Annotated in this window: 18 protein-coding genes; 11 read left to right on the top strand and 7 right to left on the bottom strand. The window is 61.7% G+C overall.

The features are described 5' to 3' along the window. Positions 1 to 100: 100 nt before the first annotated feature. A complete protein-coding gene (gene hmgA / locus DMO26_RS12390) occupies positions 101 to 1,462 on the bottom strand; it encodes a homogentisate 1,2-dioxygenase (RefSeq protein ID WP_117192390.1) in 1,362 nt (453 codons plus the stop codon). Positions 1,463 to 1,549: 87 nt separating this feature from the next. Here hmgA and DMO26_RS12385 point away from each other — a divergent pair, with 87 nt between their 5' ends. After that, positions 1,550 to 2,023 (top strand): MarR family winged helix-turn-helix transcriptional regulator, encoded by a 474-nt coding sequence (locus tag DMO26_RS12385; RefSeq protein ID WP_117192389.1) that lies wholly within the window; start codon positions 1,550 to 1,552, stop codon positions 2,021 to 2,023. A 3-nt stretch (positions 2,024 to 2,026) separates the two neighbouring features. Here DMO26_RS12385 and DMO26_RS12380 read toward each other — a convergent pair whose 3' ends face one another. Next, the gene (locus tag DMO26_RS12380) at positions 2,027 to 2,506 is read right to left on the bottom strand and encodes an Lrp/AsnC family transcriptional regulator (RefSeq protein WP_117192388.1); all 480 of its coding nucleotides are present in this window, start codon (positions 2,504 to 2,506) and stop codon (positions 2,027 to 2,029) included. Between the two features lie 124 nt (positions 2,507 to 2,630). Here DMO26_RS12380 and hppD point away from each other — a divergent pair, with 124 nt between their 5' ends. Further along, entirely contained in the window at positions 2,631 to 3,746 is a 1,116-nt protein-coding gene (hppD, locus tag DMO26_RS12375) for a 4-hydroxyphenylpyruvate dioxygenase (protein ID WP_117192717.1), read from the top strand. 136 nt (positions 3,747 to 3,882) lie between these two features. Here hppD and DMO26_RS12370 read toward each other — a convergent pair whose 3' ends face one another. Both DMO26_RS12370 and DMO26_RS12365 read right to left on the bottom strand, forming a co-directional pair. Continuing rightward, positions 3,883 to 4,203, bottom strand: a complete 321-nt coding sequence (locus tag DMO26_RS12370) for a hypothetical protein (RefSeq protein ID WP_117192387.1) — start codon at positions 4,201 to 4,203, stop codon at positions 3,883 to 3,885. A gap of 71 nt (positions 4,204 to 4,274) precedes the next feature. Next, entirely contained in the window at positions 4,275 to 5,204 is a 930-nt protein-coding gene (locus DMO26_RS12365; RefSeq protein ID WP_117192386.1) for a LysR substrate-binding domain-containing protein, read from the bottom strand. A gap of 86 nt (positions 5,205 to 5,290) precedes the next feature. Between DMO26_RS12365 and DMO26_RS12360 the strand changes: the two genes are divergently transcribed. Continuing rightward, positions 5,291 to 6,199: a DMT family transporter gene (locus DMO26_RS12360; RefSeq protein ID WP_117192385.1), complete on the top strand. Its 909-nt coding sequence runs from the start codon at positions 5,291 to 5,293 to the stop codon at positions 6,197 to 6,199. 23 nt (positions 6,200 to 6,222) lie between these two features. Here DMO26_RS12360 and DMO26_RS12355 read toward each other — a convergent pair whose 3' ends face one another. After that, positions 6,223 to 6,822: a DUF922 domain-containing Zn-dependent protease gene (locus tag DMO26_RS12355; RefSeq protein WP_117192384.1), complete on the bottom strand. Its 600-nt coding sequence runs from the start codon at positions 6,820 to 6,822 to the stop codon at positions 6,223 to 6,225. 207 nt (positions 6,823 to 7,029) lie between these two features. Here DMO26_RS12355 and DMO26_RS12350 point away from each other — a divergent pair, with 207 nt between their 5' ends. From DMO26_RS12350 to DMO26_RS12320, 7 genes are all read left to right on the top strand, one after another. Beyond that, complete coding sequence (locus tag DMO26_RS12350; RefSeq protein WP_117192383.1) at positions 7,030 to 7,338, top strand: hypothetical protein; 309 nt, start codon at positions 7,030 to 7,032, stop codon at positions 7,336 to 7,338. A 60-nt stretch (positions 7,339 to 7,398) separates the two neighbouring features. Further along, entirely contained in the window at positions 7,399 to 8,040 is a 642-nt protein-coding gene (locus DMO26_RS12345; RefSeq protein WP_117192382.1) for a TetR family transcriptional regulator, read from the top strand. A 107-nt stretch (positions 8,041 to 8,147) separates the two neighbouring features. Next, complete coding sequence (locus DMO26_RS12340) at positions 8,148 to 8,990, top strand: metallophosphoesterase family protein (RefSeq protein ID WP_117192381.1); 843 nt, start codon at positions 8,148 to 8,150, stop codon at positions 8,988 to 8,990. A gap of 22 nt (positions 8,991 to 9,012) precedes the next feature. After that, on the top strand, positions 9,013 to 10,308 hold the full coding sequence (locus tag DMO26_RS12335) for an ABC transporter substrate-binding protein (RefSeq protein WP_117192380.1): 1,296 nt from the start codon (positions 9,013 to 9,015) through the stop codon (positions 10,306 to 10,308). 120 nt (positions 10,309 to 10,428) lie between these two features. Further along, the gene (locus DMO26_RS12330) at positions 10,429 to 11,382 is read left to right on the top strand and encodes a carbohydrate ABC transporter permease (protein ID WP_117192379.1); all 954 of its coding nucleotides are present in this window, start codon (positions 10,429 to 10,431) and stop codon (positions 11,380 to 11,382) included. Next, positions 11,372 to 12,247 carry a carbohydrate ABC transporter permease gene (locus DMO26_RS12325; RefSeq protein WP_117192378.1) on the top strand — a complete coding sequence of 292 codons (876 nt, stop codon included), beginning with the start codon at positions 11,372 to 11,374 and terminating at the stop codon, positions 12,245 to 12,247. The genes DMO26_RS12330 and DMO26_RS12325 overlap by 11 nt, the downstream gene beginning before the upstream one ends. 1 nt (position 12,248) lies before the next feature. Then, on the top strand, positions 12,249 to 13,052 hold the full coding sequence (locus tag DMO26_RS12320) for a tyrosine-protein phosphatase (RefSeq protein WP_117192377.1): 804 nt from the start codon (positions 12,249 to 12,251) through the stop codon (positions 13,050 to 13,052). On the opposite strand, the gene DMO26_RS12315 is transcribed toward DMO26_RS12320, so the two are convergent. Beyond that, positions 13,001 to 13,972, bottom strand: a complete 972-nt coding sequence (locus DMO26_RS12315; RefSeq protein ID WP_117192376.1) for a S1C family serine protease — start codon at positions 13,970 to 13,972, stop codon at positions 13,001 to 13,003. The genes DMO26_RS12320 and DMO26_RS12315 overlap by 52 nt on opposite strands. Positions 13,973 to 14,068: 96 nt before the next feature. Continuing rightward, positions 14,069 to 14,866, bottom strand: a complete 798-nt coding sequence (locus DMO26_RS12310) for an NAD-dependent epimerase/dehydratase family protein (protein WP_117192375.1) — start codon at positions 14,864 to 14,866, stop codon at positions 14,069 to 14,071. A 198-nt stretch (positions 14,867 to 15,064) separates the two neighbouring features. Between DMO26_RS12310 and DMO26_RS12305 the strand changes: the two genes are divergently transcribed. Further along, entirely contained in the window at positions 15,065 to 15,817 is a 753-nt protein-coding gene (locus tag DMO26_RS12305) for a FadR/GntR family transcriptional regulator (protein ID WP_117192374.1), read from the top strand. The last annotated feature ends 56 nt before the right edge of the window (positions 15,818 to 15,873 follow it).

Below are 15,873 nucleotides of genomic sequence, written 5' to 3'. Positions count from 1 at the left end.
GCCTGCCCTGCTCCTCAAGGCAGCATGTCAGAATGTGTGGCGTTTGCCTAAGAAGGCAACGCCACATCGTCTCATTGGATCGTCAGATCAGCGGATTGTGTCACTTGATGCCGGGCGTGCCGTCGAACTTGCGCTCGAGACCGGTCCAGCAATCGATGTAATTGTCCTGCAGCGTGTCGAGCTCGGCCGCGAATTTGGTGAGCTGCTGCGGAAAGCGCGTCTCGAACATGAAGGCCATGGTATTGTCGAGCTTGACGGGCTTCAGCTCGCCGTTCGACGCCTTCTCGAAACCGGAAAAGTCCGGTCCGTGCGGCAGCATCATGTTGTGCAGGCTCATGCCGCCCGGCACGAACCCCTCTTCCTTGGCATCGTAGCGGCCGCAAATCAGCCCCATGAACTCGCTCATGATGTTGCGATGATACCAGGGTGGGCGGAACGTATGCTCCGCGACCAGCCATCGCGGTGGGAAGATGACGAAATCGACATTCGCGGTTCCCTCTTCGCCCGACGGCGCCGTCAGCACCGTGAAGATCGACGGGTCCGGATGATCGAAAAGGATGGCCCCGACCGGCGAGAAGGTCCGAAGGTCGTATTTGTAGGGTGCGTAATTGCCGTGCCAGGCGACGACGTCGAGCGGCGAATGACCGATCTCGGTGACGTGGAAAGAACCACACCACTTCACCTGTACCCGGCAGGGCGTTTCCTTGTCCTCGTAGGCGGCGACCGGTGTCTTGAAATCGCGTGGATTGGCAAGGCAGTTGGCGCCGATGGGGCCACGATCCGGCAGGGTGAACTTGGCGCCGTAATTTTCGCAGATATAGCCGCGCCACACCTTCTCATCGCCGAGGCGAACCACCTTGAACATCGTGCCGCGCGGGACGATGCAGATTTCCGAGGGCTCCAGGTCCATCTTGCCGAGTTCGGTGAAGACGCGGATCGACCCGGCCTCCGGCACGATCAACATCTCGCCGTCGGCATTGAAGAAATAGTCGTCCGCCATGTCGGCATTGAAGGCATAGACATGCGTCGCCATGCCGGTCTGGGTCATCACATCGCCAGCCGTTGTCATGGTGCGGATACCCTGCAGGAAGTTGAGGCTTTCCGTCGGCGCCGGCAGCGGGCTCCAGCGCAACTGGCCGAGCGCCAGCGAAGTTTCCGCAACATGCGGCGCCGTCTTCCAGAGGGGGTATTCGATCTTCTGGAAGCGGCCCGTATGGCGCACGCTCGGGCGAATGCGGTAGAGCCAGGAGCGCTCGTTGGTGCCGCGCGGGGCGGTGAAGGGCGAACCGGACAGCTGCTCGGCATAAAGCCCATAATTGCATTTCTGCGGGCTGTTCTGCCCTTGAGGAAGAGCACCAGGCAAGCTTTCCGTCTCGAAATCGTTCCCGAATCCGGGCATATACGATAGCGTATCTCTATCGACGGCAAGTTGTGCGGCTTTCGGATCGACCTTGTCCAGCATGGCATTTCCTCCCGTATTTCCGATATAGTTGCATATGTAACCATCCATTTTGTAACCATCAATATATGAACCAAGAATGATAGGATCATGGACAGTTTTGAACTCGAGCAATTTCTTCCCTATCGCCTGAACCGCGCCGCGGAATTCGTCGGCCTGCGTTTTGCCGCCCATTACAAGGCGAAATACGGCATGACCCGGCCTGAATGGCGCACGCTCGCCGCCCTCGGCAGTTCGGGCCGCATGACATCGAAGGCAATCGGCCTGCATTCGGCCATGCACAAGACCAAGGTTAGCCGCGCCGTCTTTGCGCTGGAACAGCGCCGCTGGCTGAAGCGAATGGAGGACGACGCCGACCGGCGGCTGGAACACCTGGAACTCACCCCGGCCGGTCAACATGCCTATAGAGAGCTGATCGAACTCGCACGGCGATACCAGACCGAACTGGAGGCGGAAATCGGCGATAGCGGCGTTCGCGCGCTGACCGACGGGCTCGCAGGTATCGAAAAGGTCATTCGCAGTTCGACCAGGGGCAAGAAGTTGCCCGAGCCGGATGATCTCTGAGCCTCAGGCCCGACCGGACTTCCGGATCGGCAGCCCGCTGAAATCTTTGAGTACATTCAGCACGATGGAGGTTTTGACATGCTGCACGCTCTCGTGCGGCAGAAGCACATCGTTGACGAAATGCGAAAGGCCCGCGAGATCGCGGGTCACCACCTTGAGGTGATAATCCATCTCGCCAGTCAGCGAGAAACATTCCAGGACGTCGGGCAGGTCCTCGACGAGCAGCTGGAAACGCTTGGCATTGTCGCGATTGTGGGTGGCGAGCGTCACCGCGATGACGACGAGAAGGTCGAGCCCGAGCTTCTGCCGATCGAGATGCGCGCGGTAGGATTGGATATAGCCCTCGCTCTCCAGCCGCGCCCGTCGGCGAGAACATTGGGATGGCGACAGCGCGATCAGTTCGGAGAGCTCGTTGTTCGTCAGCCGCCCATCGTCTTGCAACTGAGTCAGGATTTTCAGGTCGTATCCGTCTAAAGCTTCCATCGTGCATCTCACCTCCTGTTTGCGCACACATCATGCACGATAGGAGCGGAAGGCGAGCGATATTGCAAGCACAATGCACCTTCCTTGCATCATGATGATGATCGACCGACAGGAGGAGTTTGCCATGGGTCCTTTCCCGCACGATGCACCGGTTTCTGAGATCACCGCCGACAATCCGGCTGGCACTGACGGTTTCGAGTTCGTCGAATTCGCCCATCCGGAGCCGCAGAAGCTGGAAGAACTCTTCACCCGCATGGGCTACAGACCGATCGCCCGGCACAAGACGAAGAACATCACCGTCTGGAGACAGGGCGATATCAACTACATCGTCAATGCCGAGCCCGGCAGCCATGCGATGCGCTTCGTCGATGAACACGGCCCTTGCGCACCGGCCATGGCCTGGCGCGTCGTCGATGCCAAACACGCCTTCGATCACGCCGTTTCCAAAGGCGCGACGCCCTACGAAGGCAATGACAAGACGCTCGACGTGCCGGCCATCCTCGGCATCGGCGGTTCGCTTCTCTATTTCATCGAGACCTACGGCGAGAAGGGCTCGGCGTATGAGGCCGAATTCGAATGGCTCGGCGAAAGGAACCCGAAGCCGGCGGGCGTCGGCTTCTATTACCTCGACCACCTGACCCACAACGTCTATCGCGGCAACATGGACAAGTGGTGGGATTTTTACCGCGAACTCTTCAACTTCAAGCAGATCCACTTCTTCAATATCGACGGCCGCATCACCGGCCTGATGAGCCGGGCGATCACCTCGCCTTGCGGCAAGATCCGCATTCCGCTGAACGAATCCAAGGACGAGACCAGCCAGATCGAGGAATTCCTGAAGAAGTACAAGGGCGAAGGCATCCAGCACATCGCCGTCGGCACGGACGGCATCTACGAAGCGACCGACAAGCTCGCCGAAAACGGCCTGAAATTCATGCCCGGCCCGCCGGACACCTATTACGAGATGTCGAAGGATCGCGTGAACGGACATGACGAACCGATCGAACGGATGAAGACACACGGCATCCTGATCGACGGCGAAGGTGTGGTCGATGGCGGCATGACGAAGATCCTGCTGCAGATATTCTCAAAGACGGTCATCGGACCGATCTTCTTCGAATTCATCCAGCGCAAGGGCGACGAAGGTTTTGGCGAAGGCAATTTCCGCGCCCTCTTCGAATCGATCGAGGAAGACCAGATCCGTCGCGGCGTGCTGAAGCCGCGGGAGGCGGCGGAATAGTCGGGGCAGAGGAGAGAAAAAGCCGCGCGTACCCGCCGGGGTCCGGCGACGCCTTCACAAAACCGGACGTTTGCAGGTGCCTGGGAGAGGCCCAGGCATCACAAAAGACATTTTGCCGCCTTGCCAATAAGAGCCGTCAACTCTCCCGGTCGATGAGGATCCTCATCACGGCGACCCGCTGGGGCAGTTCGATGAGGAACTCCGCATCCCGCTCGAGGTGATGAACCTGACCGGGGTCACCTCCGGTGAACGCCGCCATGGCTTGGAAATCCAGCCAGTACGAGGTGGTGACGAACTCCGTCTCGTCCCCCTGCTCCTCCCGGAAAAGCTGAACCGCAAGCGCCGTCCGGACGAGCGGCGGAATGCCTTCCTCGTAAAGATAGGCTTCATATTCGTCGGCGCGTGACGCCGGCACCTTGCCCCGCCAGATGCGTGCGATCGTTGCCCTGCTATCCATCAGATGCTCCTCGACCTCCGTTTGCCGGAACAAGTAGAAGCGGCATCGGTGCCGGCAAGTGCCGCTCGTCCCTATCCCTTGCCGCGGCCCGGCGCCACGAAAGCGGCAATCGTGGCCTCATCCTGACCTGCATCCTGCAGGAAGCGCCTCGCGAATTCCGCCGTGGATGCCTTGAGAGCATCATTGGGCCGGATCAGGTGGAACGCCACGTGATGATCGATCACCCTTCCGGAGACTGCAACCACGCGGCCGGATTCCATTGCTGCATCGGCAAGCGGCGGTCGCGCAAGCGCGATCCCGAGACCTTGGACGCAGGCATCCATGACGAGATTGTAGTCCTCGAAGCGCCGATCCTGGCCGCGCGGCACATAATCGATGCCCTCACCCGCCAGCCAGCGCCGCCAGGCCTCGATATTGGAATCGTGCAGGATCGGCAGGTCGAGCAGCGACTGTGCCTCGGTCCGTCCGCCAAGGCGCTCAGCAAGCGCCGGCGAGGCGACCGGAAAGAGCTTTTCATGCCAGAGCGGCAAGCTGCGCACGCCGGCCCAAGGGCCTCTGCCGCAGCGGATCGCCAGATCGATCCCCTCGCTGAAATCGGCCAGCCGATGTTCCAGCACGAAATCGAGGTGGATGTCGTTCGCTTCCAGTCTCGAAAGCCGCGGAAAGAGCCAGAGCGAGGCAACCGACGGCGTTACGGAAAGCCGCACGACGGCCTTGTTGCGCCGGGGCAGCCACCGTTCGTCGGTGTTGCCGAGCAGGGCCAGCGCCTCCTCGGCCCGGGCAAAAAACCGCATGCCTTCCGGCGTCAGCGCCACGCCGCGCGCCTCCCGCGCAAAGAGACGCACGCCCATCCAGCGTTCGAGGCGGGAAATCTGGCGCGACACGGCGCCGTGGGTCACGCCGCCTTCTTCCGCAGCCGCGGAAAACGACCCGAGACGTGCGGCGCGCGCAAAGGTTTCGAGCGTATCGAGCGGCGGCAGAGTCTGCGAGCTGTGAACCATACGCACATATGATCATCGATTGCGATGCTTTTCAAGCACGGAGCGGAAGCGTAACTGTCAACTCACGGAATTCGACGGAGGCAGACATGAGCACGATGGCGATGGAAGAAAGAACAACGAATCGGAGCCGCAACTTCGATATGATCGCGCTCATCGCGATCCTGGTGACGATCGTCTTCTGGGCGTCCTCCTTCGCGGTCATCCGGATCTGTCTCGGACCGCTGACGCCGATCGAGCTTGCCACCGCCCGTTATGTCGCAGCCGCGCTGATCGCCGCCGTGTATCTGGCGGTCGCCCGCCCCGCCCTTCCGGCACGACGCGACATCCTGCGCCTGACGGTCGCCGCGGTGCTCTTCATCGCGGCTTACGCGGTGCTCCTCAACATGGGGGAACGCACCGTCGCGTCGGGACCTGCCAGCTTCATCATCAACACCATGCCGGTCTTCACCGCGCTCATCGCCACGTTTGCGCTTGGAGAACGGTTCGGCCGCTGGGGCTGGATCGGCACAGCGATCTCCTTTGCCGGCGTCGCACTGATCGCCCTTTCCTCCGACTCGGGCTTCGATCTTGATCCGAACGCGATCCTCATCCTCGGCGCAGCACTCTGCTCGGCGGTGGCGAGCGTCCTGCAGAAACCCATCCTCGGTCGCATGCCGGCGCTCGCGGTCACCGCCTGGCTGATGCTGATCGGCTCCATACCGCTCGTGCCGGCAGTGCCCGCCACTCTTCAGGCGCTTGCAGCCGCACCGGCGGAGGTCAACTGGGGCGTCGCCTATCTGGTGCTCTTCCCGACGGCGATCGGCTACGTCACCTGGGCGATTGCCTTGAAGCGCCTTTCAGCAGCGCGAGCCGCCAATTTCCTCTACGGCGTGCCTCCGACAGCCACTGTGATCGGGTTCCTCTGGCTTGGCGAAGTGCCGACCGCGATCAGTGCCATCGGCGGCATCATGGCGATCTTCGGAGTGCTGGTCGTCAATCTGATGCGCAGGCGATAAAGCCGCAAAAGACGGCGGGCGCCTCAGCGACCGTTCACCAATTGAAGGATCAACTGGTGAACATTGCCGCCCTCGCTCATCTCCATGCGGTCGAAATCCGCATTGCGCTGGCGCTGGGCCTTGGAGATTTCTCCGAGCTTGGCTTGCAGTTCGGTCCTGATCTTTTCGCATTTGGGATCATTGGCGACGCTGAGGCCGACACTCACCCGCTCGATCTCCTTCACCATGTCGGTGATGATCACCGCATGCACCCGCTCGTGCTTGCGCACGCCGGCGATGAAGACGTCCCATTTCTTCTGAAGCTCCGCCGAAAGTTTGATCGCCGGCTTGGGCAGCGTGTAGATGATGATCAGCCGCGGCCGCGCGGTCGTCAGCGTGCAAGCCCCGTTCGCCTGCGGTTCGTATTTTCGCGTCCAGGTCAGCTTGAAATTGGTATGTGCGATGGCGCGCACTTCGCTGCCGACCTTTGGTCCCCGTTCGCCGATCGAGGCATAGAGGTCAACGCCCGAGTCGCCGGTGATCGGATAGGTCTCCACCTGCTCGGTCGCCTGCCACTGGCTTTGTGCCAAAGCGAAAACAGCAGGCATCAGCAAAAGACAGGCGACCTGCCAGAAAACTTTCATGCCTGTCTTCACGTTGTTCCTCCGGGTGGCGCTCGGCGAGAAACTAGAGATGAAGTCCCCCGGTTTCAATCGCTGGCCGGCGCTTCTCTGATCGGTCCGGCCAATCAGACAGATGCTCGCCCCTTGCCATATTTCGCGCAAAATGGATGATGACAATTAGATGACATTTACATGACACGATTGAATCAAGGGCATGGGAAGGGTCCGATGGGGGAGAAGCGCAAAATCTACGAGGCACTGGTAGATGGTGCGATGGAAGGACTGACGGACAAGGTATTGTTCGACTTCGTCGCGAAACGCTGCCCCAGGACATCGAGCAAGAAGATCGTTCGGGCGGCGTTGCTTGGCCTTACCGACCCGCACCTGCGGGATCGCAATATTCTCGACACGATCTATGCGCTGGCGATCAAGCATCGCATGCACGAATTTCGCAATGACGAAGGTGATCGTGACCAATGGCCGGCTCCCTTTGCCCGCCGCGCCGACGAGGAAAGCAGCCGCGCCGACTTAGCCTGAACCTGTCATCCACTCTACATAAACCGCGTCTAGGCTGGCTCTGTCGAGGGTGATCGATCCATGCACGGCCGTACCAATCTCACCGCCATCAGGCTTATGGACGCCTGCGAGAACCTGCTTTGCGAAGCTGAGGCTCTGGAGGATCTGACGGCGCGGCGTATCGCTGTCGAGGCCAATGCGACGCCGTCTGCCATCGCCTATCATTTCGGTTCGCAGGAAGAGCTGATCGCGGCTGTCGCCGAACGGGTCTACCGGCGGCTGAATGCCGAGCGCCTGAGCCTGCTGCGCAAGGCCGCCGACCGCCGGGCGCCCGACCCGCCGGATCTGGAAGAAGTCATCGCAGCGCTTGTCGGACCCTCGATCCGGTGGAGCCTCGATCCCACTTCCAGCTATCCGGTCCTTTCGCATTTCACCTCGATGGCGAAGACGCACCGGGAGCGTGCGCCGCACTACCGGCGGATCATCGACGATGTCGAACACCACCGCGCCTTCATTCCTCACCTGAAACGGATTGCGCCCTGGCTCGACGAGGTGGATATCGGCTGGCGGCTCAATTGCGCGCTCGGCATCCGCTCGCAAGTCACCCGAAGCCGCCCGCGCACCGAAGTCCTCACCAATTACCGCATGAACCTTGACGATCCGGAACTCGTCATCGCCCGCATGGTCGAAGTGATCGCTCCGATGTTCCGGCGCATGGCCTGATCCCGCCGATTCGAACGGCATTCGAAATCCGTCACGACCGGGAAACAAACCGCTTCTATCGATCTTCCTGACGAAACCGTCCCAGACTGTCCCCCAGGAGGTATCCGATGCGCCGCGAAACCACTTTCATCCATCTGACCGACCTGCATATCGGTACCGCCGACGACAGCCATCTGCATTCGGACACGACCGAAACGCTCCATCAGGTCCTGGACCTCGTGGCGACCGTGACGCCGAAGCCGCAATTCGTCATTGCCAGCGGCGACCTCACCAACCGCGGCGATGCGGAGAGTTTTCGCCGGCTGAAGGAGATCATGGACGCCAAGCTCGACGTGCCGGTGATCTACGCGCTCGGCAACCACGATACCCGCCCCGGCTTCTACGAAGGCATGGGCGTCGAGACGGCCGATCCGGAGGCGCCCTACGACCATGACACGGTCATCGACGGCATCCATATCGTCACGATCGATTCCTCCACGCCGGGCCTGATCGGCGGCACGATCGATCCGGAACAGTTCGACTGGCTCGCGTCGACGCTCGACAGCCATCCGGACCTGCCGAAACTGATCGTCGTCCATCATCCTCCTGCATTGGGTGAGGAAGCCGATGCAACACACTGGCGAACGATCCACTTCCCGCAGTCGGAGCGCTTCCGCGAACTGCTCGGGGGCCGCAACATCGTCGGCATCCTGAGCGGCCATATCCATCACGACCGCGTCTCCGTCTGGCACGGCATCCCCGTCGTCGTCGGCACCGGCCAGCATGCGGCGACCGATATCCTGCGCACCGACATCCTGCGCATGGTCCGCGGCGCCTCCTTCGGCATCGGCACGATCCGCCCCTCCGGCCTTACCATGGCCTTCGTGCCGCTGCCGTCGGACCGCGCCGAACTCAACACCTATCCCCTCGAACTGCTGATGGCCCGGGCTATGCCCGTCGCTGCCGAATAAATCCCCACCCGGAGACACGCAAATGCTGCGCAGAACCACGCTCAAGCTCATGGCGACGCTCGCCGCCGCCTCCATCCTGCCCCTCGGCGCCCTCGCGGAAATGCCGAAGACGATCGACAAGCCGGTCACCATCAGCTTCTACAACTACAATCTCGCCTCTGCAGGCATCGGCTCCGAGGCCACCAAGGAGCTGATCGCCGGTTTTGAAAAGAAGTTCCCGAACGTCAAGGTCGAAACGATCGCTGTGCCCTCGAACGAGATCATCAACCGCGTGCAGGCCGATATTGTCGCCGGCAAGCAGCCGGACGTTGCCCAGCTTACTTTCCGCGACCTGATCTTCATCGCTTCCGATCTCGGCGGCAACGCGCTCGAAGACATGGTAAGCCCCGCCGAGCTGAAGGAGCATCTCGCCGGCATGATCCCCAAGGGGCTCGAGCTCGGCAAGGTGGACGGCAAGACATACGGCCTCGCCTATACCTTCTCCACACCGGTTCTCTATTACAACGGCGACCTCTTCAAGCAGGCCGGCCTCGATCCGAACAATCCGCCGAAGACCTGGGCCGACGTCAACATCGCCGGCAAGGCGATCAAGGAAAAGACTGGCAAAAACGGCTTCTTCCCGGGAGCTTACGGCCCGAGCGACGGTACCTTCGTCTACCAGGCGATTGTCATGTCGAACGGCGGCAAGGTGCGCGAAGGCGACAAGCTGACCTTCGCCGACAAGGATGCCGCCGAAGCGGTCAAGACGATGCGCGATATGGTAACGAGCGGCGCCCATGCCAAGATCGATCCGGCCAGCGGCTCGGACACGTTCGCCGCCGGCAATCTCGGCATGTTCGTCTATACGACGGCGGTCCTCGGCTCCTACAAGAAGGCCGCCCAAGGCAAGTTCGACCTGCGCATCGCCCCGATGCCGTCTTTCGGCGAAAAGCCGACCGCCCCGACCAATTCCGGCAGCGCACTCTTCGTCTTCAGCAGGGATCCGGCCAAGCAGCGTGCTTCGTATGAGCTCCTGAAATATCTGACGAGCAAGGAAGCCTACACGATCATCACCAGCAAAATCGGCTACCTGCCGCTGCGCCTCGACATCGTCGACGATCCGAACTATCTCGGCCCGTGGGTCAAGAAAAACCCGATGTTCCGCGCCAATCTGGAACAACTCAATCGCCTGACGCCGAACATGGCCTTCCCCGGTCCGAACTACCGCCAGGTCGAGAAGATGATGATGGACGCGGTGCGTGAAGCCGTTTTCGGCAACGGCGACCCGATCGCAACCCTCAAGGCCGCTCAGGAGCAGGGCCAGGAGCTGATGCCTTAAAGCTTCTAACCGCGACACGCGCCTTGGGCACCCTGCCCGCCAAGGCATGACATCACGAGGAAGGATGCCGGGCGTGTTCGCTCCATCGCCCGGCATCTGAAATCCATCGGGACCCGCATCATGACCGATATCCAGGCTGACCTCGCCAGACCGCTTGCGACAGCCCAAACCCCGGCCAAAACACGGCGCCAGCGAGAGACATTCACCGTCGCGCCTTGGGCCTACCTCGCACCGGCACTCATCCTGCTGTTCGTCTGGACCTATATTCCGCTGGTCGAGGCATTTCAGCTTTCCTTCTACCAGTGGAACATGCTGCCGACGGCGCCCCAGCGTTATGTGGGATTGAAGAACTACGAGCGCCTCATGGCATTGCCGGAGATGCGCAACGCGCTCTGGAACACGCTTTACTACATCCTCGGCCTTTTCCCGATGTCGGTGATCATCCCGCTCTTCGTGGCGATCTGGACCCAGGATCTGACCGGCCGCGCCCGGATGATCTATCGCGGGCTGATCTTCGTGCCGATGATCGTCGCCCCCGTCGTCGCCGCGATCCTCTGGCGCTGGCTGCTCAACGAGGACCAGGGCCTGATCACCCTGTGGCTGGAGCAAATGGGCCTGGGCCGCATCGGTTTCCTGACCGATCCGAACTATGCGCTCGCAACGCTCACCTGGATCACCGGCTGGAAACTGATCGGCTTTTCGACCCTGCTTTTCTCGGCGGCCAATGCCGGCATCAATCCCTCCTATATCGAGGCGGCCCGCATCGACGGCGCTAGCCGCTGGGGGATCATCCGCGACATCCGCCTGCCGCTCCTCTCGCCGACCATCCTGCTTCTGTCGATGATGACGATCCTGTTCGGCGCGCAATGGAGCTTTGCCTATATCAATGTGCTGACCAATGGCGGTCCGCTGAAATCGACCACCAACATCTTCTACCTGCTCTGGGAATACGGTTTCCAGACCATGTCGGCCGGCTGGAGTTCGGCCGCCGGCATGATCGCCTTCGCCGGTTTTGCGGTCGTCGCCGCAGGCTGCATGTGGCTGACCAGGAGGTTCGCAGTCTATGACAATTGACGCCTCCCCGGATATTTCCCAGGGCCACCCGCCGCTCGCCTCGTCTGCATCGAATATGGGCAGTCTGCGCTGCCTGGCCGTACATGCGGTGATGGTCCTCCTGTCGATCTTGTCGATCTTCCCGATCTATTGGATGATCGTCACCTCGCTGCGTCCGGAAAACGAGATCTTCTCGACGGCCTTCTGGCCGGCCAGCCCGACCCTCGAAAACTATGTGTTCGTACTGACCCGCATTCCGATGCTGCAGATGCTTGCCAACACGACGATCGTCGCTGCGGCAACGGCGGCTCTCCAGGTCGTGACCGGCCTTTTCGCGGCGTATGCCCTGGTGCGCTGGCGCATGCGGCTCTCCGGCGTCATTCATGGTTTGATCGCACTTTCCTGGCTCGTTCCCTTCCAGGTGACGATGATCCCGAACTATGTGCTGGCCTCCCGGCTCGGCCTCCTTGACACGCTGACCGGCCTCATCCTGCCGAACGCCAGCCATGCCTTCGCGGTGCTGCTGCTCTACCACGCCATGCGCTCCTTCCCGACCGAGATTCTGGAAGCGGCGCGCATAGACGGCGCGAGAAGCTGGAAGATCCTCTGGCAGATCGTCACGCCGAACATGGGCGCACCGATCGCCTCGCTGTCGATCATCGCCTTCATTTCGGCCTGGAACGAATATTTCTGGCCCCTGCTGCTTTCCCGCAAGCCGGAGAACTCGGTCGTTCAGATTGGTCTGCAGATGTTCATGACCCAGGAAGGCAATCTGTGGGGACCGCTGATGGCGGCGGCCGCGCTCGCCAGCCTGCCGATCCTGCTCATCTACCTGATCCTCCAGCGCCACGTCATCGAATCCTTCATGAAATCCGGAATCCGCTGAAATGATTATCCACGACCGACTGATCGCGCTCGAAGGCGCCCACAATGTCCGCGATCTCGGCGGCTACAGGACCGCGAGCGGAGGCTCGACACGCTGGCGCTCATTGCTGCGCGGCGACGCCCTGCACCGCCTGAGCTCGGCCGATATCGACGCGCTGCTGGGCCACGGCCTGACGACCGTCATCGACCTGCGCAATGCCCATGAGATCGCCGCCGAAGCCAATCCCTTCGCGGGGCACGAACGGGTGCGTTACCACAACACGCCGGTCTTTTCGGCGCTGGCGCCGGTCGAGATGATGGCGGGGGCGAGCATGAGCTTCGACATGGGCGACCGTTATTGCCGGGCGCTCGACGCCTGCCAGCCCGCAATAGCCGAAGTGTTGAACACGATCGCCGACGCGCCGGACGGGGTAGTCCTCTTCCACTGCAGTGCCGGTAAGGACCGCACCGGGGTCATTTCTGCCCTGCTGCTCGCCAATGCCGGCGTCGACGACACGACGATCATCGAGGACTACGCGCTCACCGCCACGATCTCCGGTCCGCTGATCGCCCGACTTCGTGAACGCGCGCTCGGGCGCGGCACGTCCGCCGCACTGGCCGACATCGTCCTCGCATCCGAGCCGCATAGCATGCGCCAGGCGCTCGATCATATCCGCCTGCATTATGGCGGCGTGCCGGAATATCTGGCGAAGCTCGGTTTCGACGAAGCCGGGAAGCGACGGTTGAGGGATCGTCTCTCCCAGGATCCGGCCGATCAGCCCTTGGGGCGCGCGGCAGGAACGAGCACCCGATCGACGACCTGCTGATCGAGATCATAGACGGTGATCGGTGTTTCCTTGCCGATCCGTGTTCCATCGAGGAGCCGGATCAGATCATCCGCGCCCGCGACGGGCTGACCATCGATCGCCAGGATGAAATCCCCTTCCTTGAGCCTCGCCTTTTCCGCCGGGCTGCCGGGATCGATGCGGCGGATGCGCACCGTCGTGTCCTGCTGCATACCGGCCTTGAGCGCGACGCGCCGCGGGAGCGCGGTCGTATCGACGACGATGCCGATGAAGGCGCGCCGCACATGGCCGAACCGCAGGATTTCCGACACGACGAAATTGGCCGTGTTGGAGGCGACCGCAAAGGCGATGCCCTGTGCGCCCCGAATGACCGCGGTATTGACGCCCACCACCTCGCCGGAAGCGGATACCAGCGGCCCGCCGGAATTGCCCGGATTGAGCGCCGCATCCGTCTGCACCACGTCGTCGATCAGACGGCCGGTGGAAGCCCGCATCGAACGGCCGAGTGCCGAGACGACGCCCGACGTGACCGACCAGTCGAAACCGAGCGGATTGCCGATCGCGATCGCGATATGGCCACGGCGCAGCTTCTTGGAATTGCCAAGCCTCGCCCAGGCCTGCACGTCCATATCGGCGCGCACCAGGGCGATATCCGTATCGGCATCGCGGCCGAGCACGGCACCCTGGCCGACCGCGCCATTGGCGCTCAGGATGCGAACCGTCTTGGCATCCGCGACGACGTGATGATTGGTGATGATCAGGCCGTCGGGCGAAATGGCAAAGCCCGATCCATGGCCCCCTTGGCCAGCAACGCCGCCGAGCCGCTCTATGCGGCTGACGGCGGGGCCGACGCGATCGACGGCGCCGGCGACCGTCTCCGAATAGACGTCCAGCAGAACGTCATCCTCGGGGACGGGAGGATTGATATCGATGAATCCCATGACAAGAACTCCGAAAAGCGCCCTTCGGAAGAAGGAGCGAAGAAGGAGCTGATGTGGTGGGTTCAAAACCCGGAAACAAGAACCGGCAAGACCGGCTCAGTCCTCCGCGAAGATCGGGTCCTCGACGAACTTGCCGCCCTGATAGACCGCCATGGCCGAAGTCGGCGCCGGTCGCTCCTGGCTTGCTTCGAGTTCGGCGCGATAGCGCTCCGCGTTGTCCTTCGGTTTCCAGCCGAGATAGGACGCGTGTGAATTATCCCACCACTTGCTGTCATTGTCGGAAATACCCCAGATGATCGGGCAGCCGAGCATCGGTGCGCGGAAAACGCAGCCGATCAGCGAGACGAAATCGTCGTAGGACATCCAGCCGGACAGCATGCGGTGGTTCATCGGCTTTTCGAAACAGCTGCCGATCCTCACCAGCGCCGTCTCCTGACCGAATTTTTCGAAATACATGCGGGCCAGCGCCTCGCCGAAACATTTCGAGACGCCATAGAGGCCGTCCGGCTTCATCGGTGCCTTCACGTCGATATGTTCGTCCTGCCGATAGAAACCGACGACATGGTTGGAGCTGGCGAAAAGGATGCGCGGCTGCCCATGGGCACGGGCCGCTTCATAGAGATTGTAGAGGCCGAGCAGGTTGGCGTTGAGGATCTTCGAGAACTTGTCCTCGACTGAAATGCCGCCGAGGTGCAGAATTCCGTCGCAGCCCTCGACGAGCTTCGTGACGGCATCGGCATCGCCCAGATCACACTGGACCAGCTCTTCATTCGGGCCGGCGGCGCCGAGATCGGAAATATCCGACAGGCGAAGCGTGTCGGCAAACCCCGCAAGGCGGGCGCGCATGGCACGGCCGAGGCCGCCTGCGGCGCCGGTGATCAAAAGTCTTTTCAAAATTCGTCCTCCGAAAGCGGCGCGGGGCGACCGCGGCAATCCAGCTATGGGCCCAACTTGTTCGTGACAAGCGTCATCACTTATCATACATCTTGGTCGAGACCGGTCAATAAGTCAGAGCCGGCCCGATGATCAAGGCCAACTTGACATATGAGTCGGCGGGCGCTGTGATGCGCTGGCTTTATCAGGGAGAGTGAAATGAGCGTTGAAACAAAACTCGATACCGGCAGGGGATCGAGGACGCTTGTTTCGCAGCTCGGCGACACGTTGCGCCAGGCAATTACAAAGGGGCAGTTTCCGCCGGGATCCCGCCTGCCGAGCGAAGCGCAGTTGACGGAAGCCTACAGCGTCAGCCGCACCGTGGTGCGCGAGGCGATCGCGTCTTTGCGCGCCGATCGCCTGGTGGAAGCACGACAGGGCGCCGGGGTTTTCGTGCTGGAAGCCTCCGCCGCCCCTCAACCCACGCCCTTGTCTCTTTCCGACCTCGATCTGGCCCGGGTTTCCTCGATGATCGAGCTCCTGGAGCTTAGAACGGCCGTCGAAGTCGAAGCCGCTGGGCTTGCGGCGCTCCGCCGCTCGCCTGCTCAGGAAGAAGTCATTCTCGACCGCCATTATGCGATCCGGGCCTGTCTCGAAGCCTCGAAACCCACCAGCGAGGCGGATTTCGCGCTGCATCTCGCCATCGCCGAGGCGACCAACAACCCCCGCTTCCGCGAATTCCTGACGATGATCGGCCGCAACCTGATCCCCCGCGCAGCCTTGCGCCCGGACGATTCGGAAACTGATCAGGCCGCCTATATTAAGCTGCTCGACGAGGAGCACAATGCCATCGTCGTGGCGATTTCCGATGGCGACGAGGAGGAGGCGCGCGACGCCATGCGTCGCCATCTGCGCGGCAGCCAGCTGCGTTATCGCACCCTCCTGCGGGAGCTCCGCGAATCTGTAAGATGACTTGTTGACACAAGTCAGCACGATCTGTACGACAATTTCACCCGGAGGAGTTGTTT

Source organism: Rhizobium terrae (assembly GCF_003425685.1).
GTDB lineage: Bacteria > Pseudomonadota > Alphaproteobacteria > Rhizobiales > Rhizobiaceae > Neorhizobium > Neorhizobium terrae.
The sequence above is the reverse complement of the archived record's forward strand: the minus strand, read 5'-3'. Positions and strand labels throughout refer to the sequence as shown.

Excerpts from the sequence above, each read along its gene's own strand:
- hmgA (WP_117192390.1), bottom strand. The coding sequence starts at position 1,462 with ATGCTGGACAAGGTCGATCCGAAAGCCGCACAACTTGCCGTCGATAGA.
- DMO26_RS12370 (WP_117192387.1), bottom strand. The coding sequence starts at position 4,203 with ATGGATAGCAGGGCAACGATCGCACGCATCTGGCGGGGCAAGGTGCCG.
- DMO26_RS12385 (WP_117192389.1), top strand. The coding sequence starts at position 1,550 with ATGGACAGTTTTGAACTCGAGCAATTTCTTCCCTATCGCCTGAACCGC.
- DMO26_RS12365 (WP_117192386.1), bottom strand. The coding sequence starts at position 5,204 with ATGGTTCACAGCTCGCAGACTCTGCCGCCGCTCGATACGCTCGAAACC.
- DMO26_RS12345 (WP_117192382.1), top strand. The coding sequence starts at position 7,399 with ATGCACGGCCGTACCAATCTCACCGCCATCAGGCTTATGGACGCCTGC.
- DMO26_RS12360 (WP_117192385.1), top strand. The coding sequence starts at position 5,291 with ATGAGCACGATGGCGATGGAAGAAAGAACAACGAATCGGAGCCGCAAC.
- hppD (WP_117192717.1), top strand. The coding sequence starts at position 2,631 with ATGGGTCCTTTCCCGCACGATGCACCGGTTTCTGAGATCACCGCCGAC.
- DMO26_RS12325 (WP_117192378.1), top strand. The coding sequence starts at position 11,372 with ATGACAATTGACGCCTCCCCGGATATTTCCCAGGGCCACCCGCCGCTC.
- DMO26_RS12380 (WP_117192388.1), bottom strand. The coding sequence starts at position 2,506 with ATGGAAGCTTTAGACGGATACGACCTGAAAATCCTGACTCAGTTGCAA.
- DMO26_RS12335 (WP_117192380.1), top strand. The coding sequence starts at position 9,013 with ATGCTGCGCAGAACCACGCTCAAGCTCATGGCGACGCTCGCCGCCGCC.
- DMO26_RS12350 (WP_117192383.1), top strand. The coding sequence starts at position 7,030 with ATGGGGGAGAAGCGCAAAATCTACGAGGCACTGGTAGATGGTGCGATG.
- DMO26_RS12315 (WP_117192376.1), bottom strand. The coding sequence starts at position 13,972 with ATGGGATTCATCGATATCAATCCTCCCGTCCCCGAGGATGACGTTCTG.
- DMO26_RS12355 (WP_117192384.1), bottom strand. The coding sequence starts at position 6,822 with ATGAAAGTTTTCTGGCAGGTCGCCTGTCTTTTGCTGATGCCTGCTGTT.
- DMO26_RS12305 (WP_117192374.1), top strand. The coding sequence starts at position 15,065 with ATGAGCGTTGAAACAAAACTCGATACCGGCAGGGGATCGAGGACGCTT.
- DMO26_RS12320 (WP_117192377.1), top strand. The coding sequence starts at position 12,249 with ATGATTATCCACGACCGACTGATCGCGCTCGAAGGCGCCCACAATGTC.
- DMO26_RS12330 (WP_117192379.1), top strand. The coding sequence starts at position 10,429 with ATGACCGATATCCAGGCTGACCTCGCCAGACCGCTTGCGACAGCCCAA.
- DMO26_RS12340 (WP_117192381.1), top strand. The coding sequence starts at position 8,148 with ATGCGCCGCGAAACCACTTTCATCCATCTGACCGACCTGCATATCGGT.